Below are 14,106 nucleotides of genomic sequence, written 5' to 3' on the forward strand. Positions count from 1 at the left end.
CCTGTGTACTTACTTAGCGGACGCCGTAGCGGATGCCGGCAAACACCTGGCGGCCCGCGGTGGCGTAATAGCGCGCCAGTTCGTATTGTTTATCGGCGACGTTGTTCAACCGTAGCACGGCCGACCAGTCGGGGGCAAAGCGATACGAGGCAAACAGGTTCACCAGACCGTAGCCGGGCAAGGTGGTGCGGTTGGCCAGGTCGTCGAAGCGCTTGCCGGACAACTGCACGCCCACGCCGGCGATCACGTTGCCCACGTTGTATTCGACGGCGAACTTGGCGTGGCGCTTGGCGCGCCGCTGCAGGTTTTTGCCGGTGGTGTCGTCGCGCGGGTCCTGGAAGTCGATCGAGCCGCTCATGTCGATATCGCCCATGCGGGTGCGCGCGCCGAGGCTGATGCCTTCGAGCGTGGCGCGGTTGACGTTGTAGGCGCAGCCGTTTTTGTGCGTGTCCAGCTGGACCGGGCATTTGGCGGTGTTGACCAGCAGGTCGGTCAGGCGGTTGCGGTAGTAAACCGCGCTGGCCTCGGTGACGCCGTCGTTGTAGTACGCGCCGCCTTCGACGTTCTTGCCTTGTTCCGGCTTGTTGGTATCGACCCCGTAGCCTGGGTAATACAGTTCATTGAAGGTCGGTGCGCGAAAACTGGTGCCGGCGCTGGCGTTCAGGCGCAGCGCGCGCGTGAGCTTGTAGCCGTAGCCGATGCCGCCGGTGGCCTTGTCGCCGTACTGGGTGCTGTCGTCGAGGCGTGCGCTGGCGCTGGCCAGGTGGTTGCCGCGCTTGAGCGAGTAGGCGGCGGCCACCGAATTGGTGGCGCGGCTGGTGTTCAGGGCGCGCGTGGTGTCGGCGAACACGCTTTCCACGCGCCGTTCGAGCACCAGTTGCAGCAGGTCGCTGCCCAGGGCGATGTCGTGCTGCATGCTGTAGGCGTGCGCGCGCGTGTCGATGCGGTTGCTGGTGGTGGGGCTGGTAAAGTTGAACGATTTGTCGTCGGCCTCGGAGGCCTGCAAGCTCATTTTCCAGTTGCTGGTGAACTGGTGTTTGGAGTAGACGGCGATGTTGTCCATGTTTTGCACGCTGCGCACGTCGAACGGGGTGGCGCCCGAGTCGTATTGCGACTTGAGGTGGCTGTGCAGGTACAGCAGGCCCGCTTCGTGGCCCTTGGCCAGCACGATGCCCAGCTGGCCGCTGGCGCTGTCGCGCGCGTAGCCGTCGTTGTCCTTGTTGTACGACGAGGTGCCCGGCTTGGTGGCCGAAAAACCTTCGTCCTTGTCCTTCGACATGCCGAAAGCGTAGTTGATGCTGTTCTCGCCTTCGCTGGCGCCGGAGACGCCGAACGTCATGGCGCGCGCCTTGTCGCTGCCCGCTTCCACGGAAGCGGAAACGGCGGCCGGGCCGGCGCCGCGCCGGGTGAAGATCTGCACCACGCCGCCGATGGCGTCGGCGCCGTACATGGTGGCCAGCGGGCCGTAGACGATTTCTACCCGGTCGATGTTCGCCAGCGGCAGGGTGGCCCAGTTGGCGATGCCGCTGGTGGAGGAGCCGATGCGCACGCCGTCGACCAGCACCACGGTCTGTTTGGCGTCGCCGCCGCGAATGAACACCTGCGATGCGGTGCCAGGGCCGCCGTTACGCGTGATCTCGATGCCGCGCTGCTTTTGCAGCAGCTCGACGACATTGCCGGCGCCGGAGCGCGCGATGTCGGTCGCGCTGATCAGCACATGGTCGCTCAGGACGTCGGAAGAGGGCTGCGGCGCGCGCGCGGCGGTGATGATGACGGCAGTATTGGCAACGGCTACGGCCGTATCGGCAGCGCTGTCGGCGAGGGCGTAAGGGGCGGTAAAAGCTAGCGCGAGCGACGTCAGGGCCGCGTGGCGTACAACAGGAAAGGTCATGACAAATCTTCAGTGAATGCGATTGCGAGCAACCGGCCGACGTCCCCGTTGGCCAGATTGAAAAGGAACGCGCAACATGGCTGCGTGTTCCCACCTGCGTTGGCCGGTATCCGGGCTGGCAAATGCGGCCGTCTCACCTTCCCATGCCAAATGCACAGTGGTCAATCGAGGCGGCTCGTCGCCATGTCAGCGACATTTGCTTACCGTTGCGGGGGCAGCACACGTTGGCCTCTTGCTGGCTTCGTGTTTCCCAGTTTAACTGCGCTCATGGACATGGGCGCGGGCACCAAAACCCGATAATTATACACAGTCGATGATGACGGTCTCGCCGTAGGCGATGGCGTGGGGATGCTGCGCCGCTTCCAGCGCCATTGCCTCCGCCCCCAGTCCGCGCGCGCGGGCAAGCAGCAGGCGGATGGTGCCGGCGTGGCAGATGACGATGGCGGCGGGCGCCGGCACGCGTATGCAGTCCGCATAAAACGCCGCCACGCGATGCGCCATGCCGGTCACGCTTTCACCGCCGCCGGGGCGGTAGCCGGCCATGTCGGCGGTCCAGGCGTCGACCCCGGCGCGCTCGATGTCGTCCCAGCGGCGCATTTCCCAGTCGCCGAAATCGAGTTCGGCCAGGCGCTGGTCGTACTGCACCGCTGCGCCGCCAAGCGCTTGCGCCAGCGCGGCGCAGCGCCGCAGGGGGCTGGAGAATATAGGCGCACCAGGAGGCAGGCGCTCGCGCAGGGCGGGCAGGGCCAGTGCCTGCAATTCTGGATCGACGGTCAGGTCGGTGCGCCCGTAACAGACGCCGGAGGCTACTTGCGGCGCCAGATGGCGTACTAAATAGAGGCGCATTTCAACGCCAGGCGCCGTGATGGAAAAACGCCAGCAGGGCCAGGTAAATGACCACTTCGGCCACCTGCTGCACCGCGCCCAGGCAGTCGCCGGTATAGCCGCCGATGCGGCGCAGGCATTTGGCGCCCAGCCACCACGCCACCAGCGCGGCGCCGGTGACGCCGGCGAGCAGCGCAAGCCAGGGCACCATGCCGGCGGTTGCCAGGGCCAGCGCGGGCACGCCGGCGCAGGCGCAGGCGATGCCGAATTCGTGGTGGCTCATATGCTGGGCCATCGGCTTGGCCTTGCCCTCGGCGCGCGCGTATTCCATTTCCCAGATCAGGCTCACGGCCGCAAGGCGCGACAAGGGGTGGGCGATGAACAGCGCGGCGATGACGGCGGGCGTGGGCAGGGACCACAGCGCGGCACACTTGATGCCCACGGTGAGCCCCATGCCGACCGCGCCATAGGTGCCGATGCGCGAGTCCTTCATGATTTCCAGTACCCGTTCGGTGCTCAATCCGCCGCCGAAGCCGTCGCACATGTCGGCCAGGCCGTCTTCGTGGAAGGCGCCGGTCAGGTAGATCGCCGCCGCCGTCGACAGGATCACCGCCACGGGGGCGGGGAACAGCCAGGCCGCGCCGGCATACACCACCGCCGCCACGCCGGCGACGACCACGCCGACCAGCGGAAAATAGCGCGACGCATGGTGCAGCCAGGACGGCTCAAAACCCACCCAGCCGGGAATCGGCAGGCGCGTGAAGAACTGCAGCGCGATGAAGAACAGCCGGCACTGGTGGACGATGCTGGCCATGCCGTGACCTTACGCCGACTGGCCGCTGACGCGCGCCGACTGGAAGGTGGCCATCTCGCCGAGGAAGTTGACGGCCGCGTGCAGCAGCGGCAGCGCCAGTGCGCAGCCGGTGCCTTCGCCCAGGCGCAGGCCGAGGTTCAGGAGCGGGCTGGCGTTGAAGTGCTCGAGCATGCGCGCATGGCCCGCTTCGTCCGAGCAGTGCGAGAACACGCAGTAGTCGAGGATGGCCGGCTGCATGCGCGCCGCCACCAGCAGCGCGCTGCTGACGATGAAGCCGTCGATCAGCAGCACCATGCGCCGTTCGGCCGCCTTGAGCATGGCGCCGACGATCATGGCGATCTCGAAGCCGCCAAAGGTGGCCAGGATGTCGAGCGGCTCGCTCATCTCGCCATGCAGGGCGACGGCCGCTTCGATCACGCTCTGCTTGTGCAGCACGCCCTCGGGCGAAAGACCCGTGCCGGCGCCCACGCAGTCGGCCACCGGCACGCCGGTCAGCTTGTGCATCAGCGCGGCGGCGGCGGTGGTGTTGCCGATGCCCATTTCGCCAAAGCCGATCACATTGCCTTCCAGGTTGCCGACGATGCGCATGCCGTGCGCCAGGGCGGCGGCGCATTCGGCCCAGCTCATGGCCGGCTGTTGCGCGAAGTTGGCGGTGCCGCGCGCGACCTTGCAATCCATGAGCGCGGCGCGCTTGCCGAAGTCGTGGTTGACGCCGGCGTCGATGATTTGCAGCGCGCAGCCGTTCTGGCGCGCGAAGACGTTGATCGCCGCGCCCCTGGACAGGAAGTTCTCCACCATTTGCCAGGTGACGCTTTGCGGATAGGCCGAGACGCCTTCGGCCACCACGCCGTGATCGGCGGCGAACACCAGGATGGCCGGCTTGTGCAGCGCGACTTTGGTGGTTTGCTGGATCAGGCCGATCTGCCGGGCCAGCGTTTCGAGCGCGCCCAGACTGCCCAGCGGCTTGGTCTTGTTGTCGATCGCTTGGGCCAGTTCGCTGGCCAGCAGTGGGTCGTGGGTGGATGGTATGTCTGGGAGGCGCATCGTGAAGAGAGATAAGAAAGTGTCAAGAAAATTCCGCGCTAAGATAGCACATCCACGCTTTCGCGTTTCTGCAAGACCAGCATGGGGCGGCAAAGTGCGGCACAATTGGCCTGTGAATGTTGTCGTTTCATACAAGGTGCCCGCAAGGGAGCGCGTAAAAAGAACAGGAAAAGCATGAACGAACAGGTGGCAAGAGACGTGGTGCTGGTGCGCTCCATCGAAACCATGGACGGCAAGCACGAGGTACTGAGCGACGACGATCGCCTGTACGCCAGCCGCAGCGCCAAGGAACTGGCGCAGTGGCAAGCATCCGACAGCAAGTCGGAAGTGACGACCGAGCACTTCTTGCAGCAGCGCGCCGAGCAGATCCTCAAGCGCCTGAGCGAGCGCACGCCCGCGTTTGCGGCCATCGCGCGCCGCCGCGGCGGCTTCAAGGCGCTCTCGCTCGGCTTGCCGCTGCTGGCGCTGGTGCTCGGCGCCGCGGTCGACCGGATCGGCGATCCGCACCGGGTCGATTTGCTGTCGGCGCCGCTGCTGGCGATTATTGGCTGGAATATGCTGGTGTATTTACTGTTGATGGCGTTGATGTTGGTGCCCGCACGTAAGAACGGCTGGGTGTCGCCGGCCTTGATGCGCCGCCTGAGCGGGGCGCAATTGTCGCTGCCGCGCAAGTTGCCGAATGTGCTGGCCGCCGGCTTGACCGATTTCAGCCTGCAATGGGGCGAGCTGAGCGCCAGGCTGACGCAGGCGCGCCTGGGGCGCACCATGCACCTGGCTGCCGCCATGTTTGCGCTGGGCGCGGTGCTGTCGCTGTACGCGCGCGGCTTCCTGACGGAATATGTGGCCGGTTGGGAAAGTACTTTCCTCGGCGCTACGCAGGTGCATGGCATCCTGTCGGTGCTGTTTGCGCCGGCGGTGGCACTGTTGCCGCTGGAAGGTTTCAGCATTGCCGATATCGAGGCCTTGCACTTTTCCAGGCTCGCGACCGGGGCGGGCGGCGCCAAGTGGGTGCATTTATATGGTGCGACCTTGCTGCTGCTGGTGGTGCTGCCGCGCCTGGTGCTCGCTGGCGTGGCGCACTGGCGCGCGCAGCGCATGCACAACAAGTTCCCGCTGGACCTGGAACAGCCGTACTTCCGCAAGCTCAACGGCGAGGCCGGCACCAGCGCGCCGGCGCTGCTGCGCGTGCTGCCCTACAGCTACACGCTGGATGAGGCGCGCGACAAGGGCCTGTCGCAGATCGCCGTCACCCTGTACGGCGAACAGGCGCGGGTGATGCTGCGGCCATCGTCCGGCTATGGCGAAGAAGCGGTCGACGCCCTGCGCGACCTGAGCGTGGACGATGCCAATGTCACCGCGACCGCCGTGCTGTTCAGCCTGGCCGCGACGCCGGAAAAAGAAAACCACGGCGCCTTTCTCGACCATCTGGTGCGCGCTTCCCAGCGCGGCATTGCCGTGCTGGTCGACGAATCGGCGCTGACCGAGCGCAGCGGCGCCCAGGCCGGGGCCGATGTGCGGCTGGCCGAGCGGATCGCGCTGTGGCAACAGTTCTGCCAGTTCCACCGCGCCCCGGCGACCATCGTCAACCTGCTGCATCCCGAGCGCCGCCCGCTGGAGCTCGGCGCCGGACTTAGTTTATCGAAGGCATCATGAGCGACACCCCTGTCCATATCCAGTTTGCACTGATTTCACACACCAATAACGGCAAGACCACCCTGGCGCGCACCCTGGTCGGGGTCGATGTGGGCGAGGTGCGCGATGCCGCCCATGTGACTGTCTTTGCCGAGTCGCACCTGCTGCTCAAGACCACCGAGGGCGACACCTTGCAGCTGTGGGATACGCCCGGCTTCGGCGACTCGGTGCGCCTGCTCAAGCGGCTGGGCATGGCCGGCAATCCGATCGGCTGGTTCCTGCGCGAAGTGCTGGACCGCTACCGCGACCGTCCGTTCTGGCTCAGCCAGCAAGCGCTGCGCACCGCGCGCGACGAGGCCGATGTGGTGCTGTACCTGGTCAACTCGTCCGAGCATCCGCGCGACGCCGGCTACCTGCCGGCCGAGATGCGCATTCTGGAGTGGCTGGGCAAGCCGGTGGTGGTGCTGCTTAACCAGCTGGGGCCGCCGCGTCCGGCGCACGAAGAACAGCAGGAACAGACTGCCTGGAAACAGCACCTGGACCAGTACACGATCGTGCGCGATGTGCTGGCGCTGGACGCCTTTGCCCGTTGCTGGGTGCATGAGCGCGTGTTTTACGAGGCGGTGGGCAAGCTGGTCGAGGAGCCCAAGCAGGCCGGTTATGCGCGCCTGTTTGCGCTGTGGGAAGGCAATAACCGCGAACGTTTCCTGGAGGCGATGCGGATCACCAGCGCCCAACTGGCCGGCGCCGCGCGCGACAGCGAGCCGGTCGAGGCCGATGACAAGACCTTCCTCAAGTCGGCCATGAAAGCGGTCGGCCTGGGCAAGAGCGACCAGCAGCGGCAGGAGCGGGCGATGGGTTTGCTGGTGGAAAGGCTGAACCAGAACATTGCCGCTACCACCGGGCGGCTGCTGGCGCTGCATCAGCTCGATCCGAGCGAGGCGCCCAAAATCAATGCGCGCGTGAGCAAGAATTTCACCGTGCGCGCGCCGGTCGACCGTGCCCAGGCCGGCTTGCTGGGGGCGGTGGTGTCGGGCGCGGCGACGGGCTTGTCGGCCGACCTGATGGCGGGCGGACTGACGTTTGGCGCGGGCGCCTTGCTCGGTGGCGTGGTGGGCGCGCTGACGGCGGCCGGGGCGGCCTGGGGTTTTAATACCAGCACCGACCGCAACCGCACCACGATGCAGTTCGCCGACGATTTTTTGCACACCTTGCTGGTCAGTAGCATCCTGCGCTATCTGGCGGTGGCGCACTTCGGGCGCGGGCGCGGCAACTTCGTGGAAGGCGAGGCGCCGGCGTTCTGGCAGGCGGAAGTGGAGGGCGCGGTGGCGCAGCAGGCGCAGCGGCTGGCGGGTTTGTGGCAAGCGCTGCGCTCCGAGGGCGAGAGCGGCAAGGCGGCCGCGGATGTGGAGGCGATCGCGACGGAGGTGGCGCGCGCAACCCTGTCCAAGCTGTATCCGGGGGCGATGGAAGCAGGCACGGCTGGAGGGCTCAGCCCACAGCCCAGCCAATCATCGCGCCTGCGATGAGGATCACAGCGTAGGTGCATGCACGCCAGCGGCGCGCCATTTTTCGTTTTTCGCGCAGATCCGCGCGCGTCTTGCGCTCGACGGCGGTGTGCGTTTCCCAATGTTCGGGGGAGGTATAGCGATACAGCTTGTCGCCGTACACCCCCGCGCCGAGCATGGCGGCAAGCCGGAACATGGTCAGGATCAACTCTTTCGATGGTTCTTGCGCGTCGACCAGCCCGTGCGGGGTCAGATGCAGCCCGGCGTCGCGCCGATCTTTCAATGCGACGGTGCAAAACGTCCTTCCGTTCCGGCTCCGCTTCTTTTCAACGCGCAGTTCCGGGCAGTCGCTGGCGCTGGCGAACCATTCGTCGGGGCCGATCGGCGTCTCCTTGAAACCCGCGCGGGCAATATACACATGGAAGCTCATCGGCGCTCTCGCTTTGGGTCTCTGTCTGGATTTGATTTTTATCGAACAACGTGGCGGTGTAAAATGGCTTTTCTAATAATCTTTTTCCCGCTATTTATACCACCGAGTCCAGCCAAATGAAACTGTCCCCTTTAGAGCGCGAAAACCTGCTGGCCCCGCTGGTGATCGGCGCTGTTATCGGACTCGCTTGCGCGCTCAGCGTCGCGAGTATTAGCCCGGATCAGTATATGGCAGGGGTCGAGACACAGGGACGGCCGCTGCACGAGATCCTGCTGGCATTTTTTATCGGCGTGAATGTCGCCTTCATTCCGTTTGGCGTCATCCCGGTGTTGATTTCCAGGGTATATGCAAAAATACACGCCGACGCCGGGTCGGGCCCGGCATCGTCGTAAAGGAACGCTTGCATGCACGATGACAGGGCTGCCTGGGGCGAGTTAATCAGCCGTTTTCCCGGCGATTTTACTTTTCGTGGCACCATCCTGCGGGTGCTGCCCTTGGCGCTTGCCGAGTTCACGGCCATGGCCGCCGGCAAATGGACGCTCGACGATGTCGAGATACTGGGCAGCGTCAGCGCCGATGGCGAGCTTGGGACCTTGTCGTTTATTCCAGGCGCGGCCAGCCGGTGTGAGGACGGTACGCCGGCCGGCGGCTTCACCTACGTCTATTCGCTCGGGAATATGGCCCTGGTGAGCACGCGCTGTTTGCCATGAAAGGCAAGCGCGGGAAGAATCTGCCGATACCCCGCAGCGCGGCGGACCATGCCGAAGCCACGCGCATCTGGCTGTATACGTCCCCGGCGGAGTTCATTTTGCATGGGTGCATGCTGCCAGTGTTCCCGCTGGCATTGGCCGAATTTAAGGCATTCTCGAAAGACGCCTGGCCGCTCGAAAATTATTCGATCACTGGCGCCATGAGCGAGGACCGGCGGTATGGCGCGGTATCCTTCGTGCCGGATGAGTCCTGCGTGAGCGCGGAAGGGGTGTTCGACTTTGCTGCCGGGGGACGGTATTGGAATGGGAGGGGAGTGACCTACGTCTACTCGCTGGCCGATCGTGTGCTGGTGAATTCGACCTATACGCGTTGAGTGGCGGCGAGGAGGGACGGGCCGGCGCAGGTGGATAAAAAAGGCCCGGATTAACCGGGCCTGCATTGCTACTTGATCCGCTGAGCGCTGCCCGATCAGAAAACGTATTGCGCGCTCACGCCCGCCAGCCAGTTGCGCTGCGGCGCCGCTTCATAAAAGCGCTTGTTGGCGTCGCCGACGATGACCGATCCCACATAGCGGCGATCGCTCAGGTTATTGACGCGCACGAACTGCTTCAGGCGCCATCCACCCAATGACTGTTTCGCCTGGAAGCGGGCGTTGATGATCGCGTAGCCCGGAGCGGCGATATCGGCATTGGCGTCGTCAGCGTAGATTTTGCCGCTGGCGATGGTTTCCAGCGCGGCGCCAACGCCATCGTCGCTGCTCTTCCATGCCAGTTCACCGAACAGGTTGGCTTTCGGCACGCCCGGCAAGCGGCTGCCGGCTGCAACGTTGCCGAAGCCTTGCTCGTAAGTGGCGTTCAAGGCGGTCATGGCCAGGCGGCCGCTGAAACCGGCGCCAAAGTTGCTGTCGAGCGAGACTTCCGCGCCCCGGCGCAGGGTTTCACTGGCATTGCGGTAGCTGGTGCGTCCGCCGCCGGCAATGTCGACCACCAGCTCGTCGCTGGTTTTTACCTGGAACAAGGCCGCATTGATGCGTGTATTGCTGCCGAGATAAGCTTTCACGCCCGCTTCCACGTGCGTGCTGGTGGCGGGCTTGAGCGCAAAATTGAAGCCCGCGCCTGCACCTGAGTAGAACAGCTCGTTCAAGGTCGGCGCCTCAAAACCGCGCGCCGCGCTGGCGTACACATTCACGGTTGGCGAGATCTTGTAGAGCGCACCGAGCACGGGCGTGGTGTGGCGGAAGCTGACGCCGCCGCTGTCGTTGCCGTTGGTAACGAAGCGATCGTCCACGCTGACTTTCATGCGGCTGTGGCGCAGCCCGGCGCTCAAGACCCAGTCGCCGCCTTGCCATTCGGCCTGCGCATACGGATCGAGGCTGGACACGGTATTGCTTTCATCGCGGCGCGGCTTGCCCTGCAGGCCGAACTGGTTGCCGATGAAATTCTCAAACCCCTGGCGCTGGTCGGTGGAACGGCCGTAGTCGATGCCAACGGTGGTGCTCAGCTTGCCGCCGGCGAAGTTGCGCACGCTGAGCCAGTTGATGTCGGCGCCATAAAAGTCACGGTCGAAGTCGACCACGCCGCCGGACTGGCTGGCGGGCGTCTGCACGAATTTGGAAAATGCCTGGTACTGGATGACCTGGCGATTGCCGCCGTACACCATCGCACGCAGCGTGTCGTCGCCCAGGCGCTGCTCGAAGGCGGCGCCGGCTTGCTTGTGGTCGATGCTTTTGCGCGTGTCGTAGCGGTCGGCAATGGTGCGTTTCGGATTCTGCGTATCGGTGGCATCGGTCTCGCCGGCGCGTGGATCGCGCTGGTAGGTGGCCCAGGTCACGCCAAGCGGATCTTGCGTGTCGTCCTGGCTCAGGGCGCTGGCGGTCAGGGTCAGCTTGCTGGTGCTGGTCGGCGCCATGGTCAGCTTGGCGAAGCTCTGGTCACGCGTGGCGGCGCTGTGGGCGCGGTAGCCGTCGGTCTCGAAGCGGGAGGTGTCGATCACGTAGCCGATGCCCTTGGTTTCGCCCTGGGCGTTGAGGTCGATCTTGCGGGTACCGTCGCTGCCGCCGATGACGCTGCCTTCCACGCTCGGCCGGCCCTGGCCGTCGCGCGTGAACAGCTGGACGGTTCCGCCGGAATGGTTGCCGTAGATGGCAGAGAAGGGCCCGCGCAAGACTTCGATGCGTTCCGCCATGTCCAGGTTGAAGGTTGCCGCTTGACCCTGTCCGTCGGGCATGGTTGCCGGGATGCCGTCGGCAATCAGGCGCACGCCGCGCACGCCGAAGGCCGAGCGCGCCCCGAAGCCGCGCGAGGAAATCTGCAGGTCCTGCGCATAATTCTGGCGGTTCTGGGCCACCAGGCCCGGTACGGCCGAGAGCGATTCGGACGCGTTGACGCGCAGCTGGCCGTCACGGATGCGGGCGGCGTCGAGCACGTCGATGGCTGCCGGCAAGTCGAAACTGGTGTGCGCGACCCGGCTTCCGCTGATGACGACCACATCGGCCAGCGGCGCGTTGGCCGGCGCATCCGGTGCGGCTGCCGCTGCCGCGCCTGCCGCGCCGAGCGCGAACAAGGTGGCGATGTCATTCAGGTGAAACGGGTGCTGCTTCATGGGTTCTCCGGAGGTATGTTTAGCGTCGGTACGCAATATACGCGGGCAGTATGAATCCTGCAGCGAGCACGCGTAATGTGCGCCAAAGCACCAACGAAAGGACTAGCCTGTGGGTAGCCGTGACAGTTTCTTTGCGTTTGCGCAGGTACTTGTTTTGATGTGCGTCTACGCTTGGATTCCCGGTACATAACCATAAAAGGAAGAGGACGACATGAATCTCGCAGATATCAGCAAGCTGGGCGTAGCCAACCCGTTCAAGCAACGCTACGACAATTACATTGGTGGAAAATTTGTTGCGCCGGTCAAGGGCGAATATTTCGGTAACGTCACGCCGATCACCGGGCAGGTGTTTTGCGAGGTGGCCCGCTCGAGCGCGGAAGATATCGAGCTGGCGCTCGATGCCGCCCATGCCGCCAAGGAAGCCTGGGGCAAGACCTCGCAGGCCGAGCGCGCGAATATCCTCAATAAAATTGCCGACCGCATGGAGCAGAACCTCAGCTTGCTGGCCACGGCGGAGACCATCGACAACGGCAAGCCGATCCGCGAGACCACCGCGGCCGACATTCCGCTGGCGATCGACCATTTCCGCTACTTTGCCGGCTGCATCCGCGCGCAGGAAGGCTCGGTCGCGCAGATCGACCACGAAACGTACGCGTATCACTTCCATGAGCCACTGGGCGTGGTCGGGCAGATCATCCCGTGGAACTTTCCGATCCTGATGGCCGTGTGGAAGCTGGCCCCGGCGTTGGCTGCGGGCAACTGCGTGGTGTTGAAGCCCGCCGAGCAGACCCCGGCCTCGATCCTGGTGCTCATCGAGCTGATCGGCGACCTGTTGCCGCCGGGCGTGCTCAATATTGTCAACGGTTATGGGCTGGAGGCGGGCAAGCCATTGGCCTCGAGTAAGCGCATCGCCAAAATCGCCTTCACGGGCGAGACCGGTACCGGCCGCCTGATCATGGGATACGCGGCGCAAAACCTGATTCCGGTCACCCTGGAATTGGGCGGCAAGTCACCGAATATCTTCTTTGCCGACGTGATGGATGCGGACGACGCGTTTTTCGACAAATGCCTGGAAGGCTTTGCCATGTTCGCGCTGAACCAGGGCGAGGTATGTACCTGTCCGTCGCGCGTGTTGATCCAGGAATCCATCTACGACAAATTCATTGCGCGCGCACTGGAACGGGTGGCGGCGATCAAGCAGGGCAATCCGCTTGATGCCTCGACCATGCTCGGCGCCCAGGCATCGCAGGAGCAGCTGGAGAAAATCCTGTCCTACCTCGATATCGGCAAGCAGGAGGGCGCCGAGCTGCTGACGGGCGGTGCGCGCAATATGCAGCCGGGCGACATGAAGGACGGTTATTACGTGCAGCCGACGGTGTTCAAGGGCGATAACAAGATGCGCATCTTCCAGGAAGAGATTTTCGGTCCCGTGGTGGCGGTCACCACCTTTACCGATGAAGCGGACGCCCTGCGCATTGCCAACGATACCTTGTACGGGCTGGGTGCAGGTTTGTGGACGCGGGATGGCTCGCGTGCGTTCCGGGTCGGCCGCGCCATTGAGGCAGGGCGCGTGTGGACTAATTGCTATCACCTGTATCCGGCCCATGCGGCTTTCGGCGGGTACAAGCAATCGGGCATCGGGCGCGAAAATCACAAGATGATGCTCGACCATTACCAGAAGACCAAGAACCTGCTGGTCAGCTATAACCCGAACGCGATGGGCTTCTTTTAACCGTAGGGAGTATTGCATGGGTGAGGCGCTATCACGCGTGGTCGCAACCGATGCCGCGCGCGCAATGATCGACGAGTTGCGCGCGCGGCATGGGCCGGTCATGTTCTTTCAGTCGGGCGGCTGCTGCGACGGCAGCGCCCCGATGTGCTATCCGGACGGTGAATTCAATATCAGCGATACCGATGTGTATGTCGGCGAGATCAACGGCGCCGCCTTCTATATGGGAAGGGAGCAATTCGCCTACTGGGAACATACGCAGCTGATCATCGACGTTGTCACAGGGAACGGCGGCATGTTCTCGCTGGACAATGGAACAGGACGGCGCTTCCTCACCCGCTCCCGGCTCTTCTCGGATGCCGAGTTCGCTGACCTGGCAGCCGTCCATATAGGGCCCCCGTGACACATAAATGCGTGTATTCGTGAGCGTGGCGTCGGTTCCACGCGACGAATTGTGTAGCTTCTACGAAAGTTCTTGCCAGCGGGGAGAGGGCTTTGCTATAGTTCGCCTCCCCGCTGAAACGCTAGCGAAATCAAGTAGTTGCAGGACAGTCCAGGGGCGTTTCGAAAGAAGCGACGTAACAAAAAGAGGTTGACGAGAAACGCGAAACGCTGCATAATCTCACCTCTCTGCTGCAACGAACACAACGCTTCGTAGCAAACGGCAGAAGGTAGTACAGAACAAGTTCTTTAACAATTAACAGTCGATAAGTGTGGGCGTTTGATGAAGGTGCCAACGAAGCGTAAGCGACGTTGAATACTTAAATTATCAAATGTTCACAAAAAAGAAACATGGCGCATCGAAAGATGAGCTTGTCAGTATTTTGAGTGAGCGATCTGTCCGCAAGGACATTAAACAGAGATTGAACTGAAGAGTTTGATCCTGGCTCAGATTGAACGCTGGCGGCATGCCTTACACAT

13 protein-coding genes and 1 riboswitch are annotated in these 14,106 nt (G+C 63.8%); of the genes, 7 read left to right on the forward strand and 6 right to left on the reverse strand.

Features of this window, described 5'->3' with window-relative positions; translation table 11 throughout:
- Nucleotides 1-13: 13 nt before the first annotated feature.
- The 4 genes from F1609_RS32750 to cobT form a co-directional block, all read right to left on the reverse strand.
- Nucleotides 14-1,891, reverse strand: a complete 1,878-nt coding sequence (locus F1609_RS32750) for a TonB-dependent receptor plug domain-containing protein (protein ID WP_167081911.1) — start codon at nt 1,889-1,891, stop codon at nt 14-16.
- Nucleotides 1,892-1,975: 84 nt separating this feature from the next.
- Nucleotides 1,976-2,197: riboswitch (cobalamin riboswitch) on the reverse strand.
- On the reverse strand, nt 2,192-2,737 hold the full coding sequence (locus tag F1609_RS32755) for a histidine phosphatase family protein (protein WP_167081913.1): 546 nt from the start codon (nt 2,735-2,737) through the stop codon (nt 2,192-2,194). Its footprint overlaps the riboswitch before it by 6 nt.
- Before the next feature lies 1 nt (nt 2,738).
- Nucleotides 2,739-3,530: an adenosylcobinamide-GDP ribazoletransferase gene (locus F1609_RS32760; RefSeq protein WP_167081915.1), complete on the reverse strand. Its 792-nt coding sequence runs from the start codon at nt 3,528-3,530 to the stop codon at nt 2,739-2,741.
- A gap of 9 nt (nt 3,531-3,539) precedes the next feature.
- A complete protein-coding gene (cobT, locus tag F1609_RS32765) occupies nt 3,540-4,574 on the reverse strand; it encodes a nicotinate-nucleotide--dimethylbenzimidazole phosphoribosyltransferase (protein WP_167081917.1) in 1,035 nt (344 codons plus the stop codon).
- Between the two features lie 174 nt (nt 4,575-4,748).
- Between cobT and F1609_RS32770 the strand changes: the two genes are divergently transcribed.
- The gene (locus tag F1609_RS32770; RefSeq protein ID WP_167081919.1) at nt 4,749-6,227 is read left to right on the forward strand and encodes a DUF2868 domain-containing protein; all 1,479 of its coding nucleotides are present in this window, start codon (nt 4,749-4,751) and stop codon (nt 6,225-6,227) included.
- Complete coding sequence (locus tag F1609_RS32775) at nt 6,224-7,735, forward strand: DUF3482 domain-containing protein (protein WP_167081921.1); 1,512 nt, start codon at nt 6,224-6,226, stop codon at nt 7,733-7,735. The genes F1609_RS32770 and F1609_RS32775 overlap by 4 nt, the downstream gene beginning before the upstream one ends.
- On the opposite strand, the gene F1609_RS32780 is transcribed toward F1609_RS32775, so the two are convergent.
- Nucleotides 7,698-8,144, reverse strand: a complete 447-nt coding sequence (locus tag F1609_RS32780) for a hotdog family protein (protein ID WP_167081923.1) — start codon at nt 8,142-8,144, stop codon at nt 7,698-7,700. The genes F1609_RS32775 and F1609_RS32780 overlap by 38 nt on opposite strands.
- 116 nt (nt 8,145-8,260) lie before the next feature.
- Here F1609_RS32780 and F1609_RS32785 point away from each other — a divergent pair, with 116 nt between their 5' ends.
- Genes F1609_RS32785 through F1609_RS32795 form a run of 3 tightly spaced genes read left to right on the forward strand, consistent with a single transcriptional unit; the run spans nt 8,261 to nt 9,228 of the window.
- Complete coding sequence (locus tag F1609_RS32785; RefSeq protein ID WP_167081925.1) at nt 8,261-8,536, forward strand: hypothetical protein; 276 nt, start codon at nt 8,261-8,263, stop codon at nt 8,534-8,536.
- A gap of 12 nt (nt 8,537-8,548) precedes the next feature.
- Nucleotides 8,549-8,854, forward strand: a complete 306-nt coding sequence (locus F1609_RS32790; RefSeq protein ID WP_167081927.1) for a hypothetical protein — start codon at nt 8,549-8,551, stop codon at nt 8,852-8,854.
- Nucleotides 8,851-9,228: a hypothetical protein gene (locus F1609_RS32795; protein WP_167081929.1), complete on the forward strand. Its 378-nt coding sequence runs from the start codon at nt 8,851-8,853 to the stop codon at nt 9,226-9,228. Before F1609_RS32790 ends, F1609_RS32795 begins: the two co-directional genes overlap by 4 nt.
- Before the next feature lie 95 nt (nt 9,229-9,323).
- Here the strand turns inward: F1609_RS32795 and F1609_RS32800 are convergent, their stop codons facing one another.
- Complete coding sequence (locus F1609_RS32800; RefSeq protein WP_167081930.1) at nt 9,324-11,456, reverse strand: TonB-dependent receptor family protein; 2,133 nt, start codon at nt 11,454-11,456, stop codon at nt 9,324-9,326.
- A 211-nt stretch (nt 11,457-11,667) separates the two neighbouring features.
- Here F1609_RS32800 and adh point away from each other — a divergent pair, with 211 nt between their 5' ends.
- A complete protein-coding gene (gene adh, locus F1609_RS32805) occupies nt 11,668-13,188 on the forward strand; it encodes an aldehyde dehydrogenase (protein ID WP_167081932.1) in 1,521 nt (506 codons plus the stop codon).
- Nucleotides 13,189-13,204: 16 nt separating this feature from the next.
- Entirely contained in the window at nt 13,205-13,588 is a 384-nt protein-coding gene (locus F1609_RS32810; protein ID WP_167081934.1) for a DUF779 domain-containing protein, read from the forward strand.
- Nucleotides 13,589-14,106: the final 518 nt, after the last annotated feature.

Origin of the sequence: Massilia aquatica (genome assembly GCF_011682045.1) — a bacterium.
Classification (GTDB): domain Bacteria; phylum Pseudomonadota; class Gammaproteobacteria; order Burkholderiales; family Burkholderiaceae_D; genus Telluria_A; species Telluria_A aquatica.

Coding starts and splice junctions, on each gene's coding strand:
- F1609_RS32790 (WP_167081927.1), top strand. CDS start 8,549: ATGCACGATGACAGGGCTGCCTGGGGCGAGTTAATCAGCCGTTTTCCC.
- F1609_RS32755 (WP_167081913.1), bottom strand. CDS start 2,737: ATGCGCCTCTATTTAGTACGCCATCTGGCGCCGCAAGTAGCCTCCGGC.
- adh (WP_167081932.1), top strand. CDS start 11,668: ATGAATCTCGCAGATATCAGCAAGCTGGGCGTAGCCAACCCGTTCAAG.
- F1609_RS32775 (WP_167081921.1), top strand. CDS start 6,224: ATGAGCGACACCCCTGTCCATATCCAGTTTGCACTGATTTCACACACC.
- F1609_RS32785 (WP_167081925.1), top strand. CDS start 8,261: ATGAAACTGTCCCCTTTAGAGCGCGAAAACCTGCTGGCCCCGCTGGTG.
- F1609_RS32750 (WP_167081911.1), bottom strand. CDS start 1,891: ATGACCTTTCCTGTTGTACGCCACGCGGCCCTGACGTCGCTCGCGCTA.
- F1609_RS32800 (WP_167081930.1), bottom strand. CDS start 11,456: ATGAAGCAGCACCCGTTTCACCTGAATGACATCGCCACCTTGTTCGCG.
- F1609_RS32780 (WP_167081923.1), bottom strand. CDS start 8,144: ATGAGCTTCCATGTGTATATTGCCCGCGCGGGTTTCAAGGAGACGCCG.
- F1609_RS32795 (WP_167081929.1), top strand. CDS start 8,851: ATGAAAGGCAAGCGCGGGAAGAATCTGCCGATACCCCGCAGCGCGGCG.
- F1609_RS32770 (WP_167081919.1), top strand. CDS start 4,749: ATGAACGAACAGGTGGCAAGAGACGTGGTGCTGGTGCGCTCCATCGAA.
- F1609_RS32810 (WP_167081934.1), top strand. CDS start 13,205: ATGGGTGAGGCGCTATCACGCGTGGTCGCAACCGATGCCGCGCGCGCA.
- F1609_RS32760 (WP_167081915.1), bottom strand. CDS start 3,530: ATGGCCAGCATCGTCCACCAGTGCCGGCTGTTCTTCATCGCGCTGCAG.
- cobT (WP_167081917.1), bottom strand. CDS start 4,574: ATGCGCCTCCCAGACATACCATCCACCCACGACCCACTGCTGGCCAGC.